Source organism: Streptomyces hainanensis (genome assembly GCF_004348415.1).
GTDB classification, from domain to species: Bacteria; Actinomycetota; Actinomycetes; order Streptomycetales; family Streptomycetaceae; genus Streptomyces; species Streptomyces hainanensis.
Window position 1 is genome coordinate 1 of record NZ_SMKI01000554.1, and the last position, 4,644, is coordinate 4,644.

General features: G+C 75.8%; 2 protein-coding genes. Both read left to right on the forward strand.

All coding sequences use genetic code 11. The features are described from left to right. A partial coding sequence (gene cobN, locus E1283_RS32315; RefSeq protein WP_132821721.1) for a cobaltochelatase subunit CobN occupies nucleotides 1–3,577 on the forward strand: 3,577 nt, incomplete at its 5' end. Between the two features lie 47 nt (nucleotides 3,578–3,624). Continuing rightward, nucleotides 3,625–4,644, forward strand: a 1,020-nt coding sequence (locus E1283_RS32320) for a magnesium chelatase ATPase subunit I (protein ID WP_165956325.1), incomplete at its 3' end; no start/stop codon positions are given.

Consider the following 4,644-nt stretch of genomic DNA (forward strand, 5'->3'; position numbering starts at 1 on the left):
CACCCGCACCGACCCCGCCACCGACCTGCCGGCCCTGCTGGACGGCGCCGACCTGGCCGTGGTGCGGCTCCTCGGCGGCCGCCGCGCCTGGGAGGCGGGCGTCGACGCCGTCATCGCCTCCGGCGTGCCCGCGGTGCTGCTCGGTGGCGAGTCCACGCCCGACGCGGAGCTGATGGCCGCCGCCACCGTGCCGCCGGGCGTCGTGGCGCGGGCGCTCGCCTACCTGGTCGCCGGCGGGCCCGAGAACCTCGCCGAGCTGGCCCGCTTCCTCTCCGCCACCGTGCTGCGCACCGGCGAGGGCTTCGCGCCGCCGCTCGTCACCCCCGAGTTCGGGGTGTACCAGGAGCGGCCGCACAAGCCGGGCCGACCGACGGTCGGCGTGCTGTTCTACCGGGCCCACCACCTGTCGGGGAACACCGGCTTCGTCGACACCCTCTGCGACGCCGTCGAGGACGCCGGCGCCAACGCGCTGCCCGTGTACTGCGGCAGCCTGCGCGGCGCGCCCCCCGAGCTGTTCGCCCTGCTCGGCCGCGCCGACGCCCTGGTCACCACGGTGCTCGCCGCCGGCGGCACCGCCGGCGGTCCCGGCACCGCGGGCGCCGAGGGCGGCGACGAGACCTGGGACGCGGGGGCGCTCGCCGCCCTCGACGTGCCCGTCCTCCAGGGGCTCTGCCTCACCGGCTCCCGGGACGGCTGGGCCGCGTCGGACGCCGCGCTCTCCCCGCTCGACGCCGCCATGCAGGTCGCCATCCCCGAGTTCGACGGACGGCTGATCACCGTGCCCTTCTCCTTCAAGGAGGAGGGGCCGTTCACGGAGGAGGGGCCCGACGGCGTGCCGGTCTACGTCGCCGACCCCGAACGGGCCCGCCGGGTCGCCGGGATCGCCGCCCGGCACGCCGCCCTCCGCCACCTGCCCCCCGCGGAGAAGCACGTCGGCCTGGTCTTCACCGCCTACCCGACCAAGCACTCCCGGGTCGGCAACGCCGTCGGCCTCGACACCCCCGCCTCCGCCGTCCGGCTGCTGGCCGCGCTCGCCGCCGCCGGCTACACGGTGGGGGAACACCCGGACGACGGCGACGAGTTGATCCACCGGCTGATCGCCGCCGGCGGCCACGACGTGGAGTGGCTCACCGAGGAACAGCTGGCCGCCGCGCCCGCCCGGGTGCCGCTGGGTGACTACCGCGAGTGGTTCGACCGGCTCGACCCCGGGCTGCGCGCGGCCATGGTCGAGCACTGGGGCGAGCCGCCGGGCTCGCTCTACGTCGACGGCGACGACATCGTGCTGGCGTCGCTGCGGTTCGGCAACGTGGTGCTGCTCATCCAACCGCCGCGCGGCTTCGGCGAGAACCCGATCGCCGTCTACCACGACCCCGACCTGCCGCCCTCCCACCACTACCTGGCGGCCTACCGGTGGCTCGACCACACCTTCGGCGCCCACGCGCTGGTCCACCTGGGCAAGCACGGCACCCTGGAGTGGCTGCCGGGCAAGGGGCTCGGCCTCTCCGCCGGCTGCGCCCCGGACGCCGTGCTCGGCGAACTCCCGCTGGTCTACCCGTTCATCGTCAACGACCCGGGCGAGGGCACCCAGGCCAAGCGCCGCGGCCACGCCACCGTCGTCGACCACCTGGTGCCGCCGATGGCCCGCGCCGACTCCTACGGCGACCTGGCCAGACTCGAACAGCTGCTGGACGAGTACGCGCTGGTCAGCGACCTCGACCCGGACAAGGTGCCGGCGGTGCGGGCCCAGATCTGGACCCTGGTGCGGGCCGCCGAGCTCCACCACGACCTGCGGGTGACGGAACAGCCGGACGACGACGAGTTCGACGAGTTCGTGCTGCACGTCGACGGCTGGCTCTGCGAGATCAAGGACGTCCAGATCCGCGACGGCCTCCACATCCTCGGCGAGGGCCCGGTGGGGGAGCCGCGCGTCAACCTGGCGCTCGCCGTGCTGCGTTCGGCCCAGGTGTGGGGCGGGGTGGCCGGCGCGCTGCCCGGGCTGCGGGCCGCGCTGGCCGCCCACTTCGGCCTGGACGAGGCGCGGCTGCTCGCCGAGCCGGGCGCCCGGGTGGCGATCCCCGCCGAACTCGGCCCGGGCCGGACGGCGTCGGACGCGGTCGACCTGCTGGAGGCGCTGGCCCGCCGGCTCGCCGAGGCGATGGAGGAGCGGGACTGGGCCCCGGCCGCCGCCGGCCCCGTCGCCGCCGCCGTGCTCGGCACCGAGGAACCGGATGTCGTACGGGTGTTGGACTTCGCCGCCACCGAGCTCGTGCCGCGCCTGGCCCGCACCGGCGAGGAGATCGGGAACGTACTGCACGCGCTGGACGGCGGCTACGTGCCGGCCGGCCCCTCCGGATCGCCCACCCGCGGCCTGGTCAACGTGCTGCCCACCGGCCGCAACTTCTACTCCGTCGACCCCAAGGCCATCCCCTCCCGGCTCTCCTGGGAGGTGGGCCGGGCCCTCGCCGACTCCCTGCTGGCCCGCCACCTCGCCGACGAGGGACGCTACCCGGCCTCCGTCGGCCTCACGGTCTGGGGCACCTCCTGCATGCGCACCCAGGGCGACGACATCGCCGAGATCCTGTGGCTGCTCGGCTGCCGCCCGCGCTGGGACGACGCGTCCCGGCGCGTCACCGGCTTCGAGGTGGTGCCGCCCGCCGAGCTCGACCGGCCCAGGATCGACGTCACCATCCGGATCTCCGGCTTCTTCCGGGACGCCTTCCCCCACGTCGTGGCCCTCCTCGACGACGCCGTGCGGACGGTGGCCGAGCTCGACGAGACCCCCGAACGGAACCACGTGCGGGCGCACGCCGACCAGGACACCGCCCGGCACGGGGACCGCCGCCGCGCCACCACCCGGATCTTCGGCTCCAAGCCGGGCGCCTACGGAGCCGGGCTGCTGCCCCTCATCGACTCCCGCGACTGGCGCGGCGACGCCGACCTCGCCGAGGTGTACGCGGTGTGGGGCGGCTACGCCTACGGGCGCGGCCTCGAAGGACGCCCGGCCCGCGGCGACATGGAGGCCGCGTTCCGCCGCATCCAGGTCGCCGCCAAGAACGTCGACACCCGCGAGCACGACATCGCCGACGCCGACGACTACTTCCAGTACCACGGCGGGATGGTCGCCATGGTCCGCCAGCTCACCGGCACCTCACCCACCGCCTACATCGGGGACTCCGCCGTGCCCGACCAGGTGCGGACCCGCACCCTCGCCGAGGAGACCCACCGGGTGTTCCGGGCCCGGGTCGTCAACCCCCGCTGGATGGCGGCCATGCGCCGGCACGGCTACAAGGGCGCCTTCGAGATGGCCGCCACCGTCGACTACCTCTTCGGCTACGACGCCACCGCCGGCGTCGTCGACGACTGGATGTACGAACGCCTCGCCGCCGCCTACGTGTTCGACGACGAGAACCGCGCCTTCATGGAGCGGTCCAACCCCTGGGCGCTGCGCGGCATCGCCGAGCGGATGCTGGAGGCCGCCGACCGCGGCCTCTGGGCGCGGCCCGAGGCGGAGACGCTGGCGGCGCTGCGCGAGACCTACCTGGAACTCGAAGGCCGGCTGGAAGGCGACGACACGTGAGTACCCGACCCCCGTCCCCCGGCTACCCGTTCGCCGCCCTGGTGGGCATGGCCGACCTGCGGCTCGCGCTGCTGCTCAACGCGGTCTCGCCCGCCGTGGGCGGGGTGCTGGTCCGCGGCGAGAAGGGCACCGCCAAGTCCACCGCGGTCCGGGCGCTCGCCCCGCTGCTGCCCGAGGTGACCGTCGTGCCCGACTGCCGCTTCGCCTGCGACCCGGCCGCGCCGGAACCCGACTGCCCCGACGGGCCCCACCCCACGGGATCCGGCGCCGGCCGGCCGGCGCGCCTCGTGGAACTGCCGGTCGGCGCCAGCGAGGACCGGCTCACCGGCGCCCTCGACCTGGAACGCGCGCTGGCCGAGGGCGTCACCGCCTTCGAGCCCGGGCTGCTGGCCCGCGCCCACCGCGGCGTGCTCTACGTGGACGAGGTGAACCTGCTCCACGACCACCTGGTCGACCTGCTGCTCGACGCCGCCGCGATGGGCGTCAGCCACGTCGAGCGGGACGCCGTCTCGGTCCGGCACGCCGCCCGCTTCCTGCTGGTGGGCACCATGAACCCGGAGGAGGGCGAGCTGCGCCCGCAGCTCCTCGACCGGTTCGGCCTCACCGTGGAGGTCACCGCCTCCCGGGACCCGGACGAGCGGGCCGAGGTGGTGCGCAGGCGGCTGGCGTTCGACGCCGACCCGGCCGGCTTCGCCACCCACTGGGCAGCCGAGGGCGACGCGCTGCGGCACCGGATCGCCGCCGCCAGGGCGCTGCTGCCCGACGTGGTGCTCGGCGACACCGCGCTGCGGCAGATCGCCGCCACCTGCGCCGCGTTCGAGGTGGACGGGATGCGGGCCGACCTGGTGATGGCCAGGGCCGCCACGGCGCTGGCCGCCTGGGCCGGCCGCACGGCGGTGCTCGCCGAGGACGTCCGGCAGGCGGCGCTGCTCGCGCTGCCGCACCGCAGGCGCCGGGCGCCGTTCGACGCCCCGGGCCTCGACGAGCGGACACTGGACGAGACGTTGGAGCGACACGGCGGCGACCCCGACGACGAGCCGCCCCCGCCTCCGCCCGGACCCGACGAC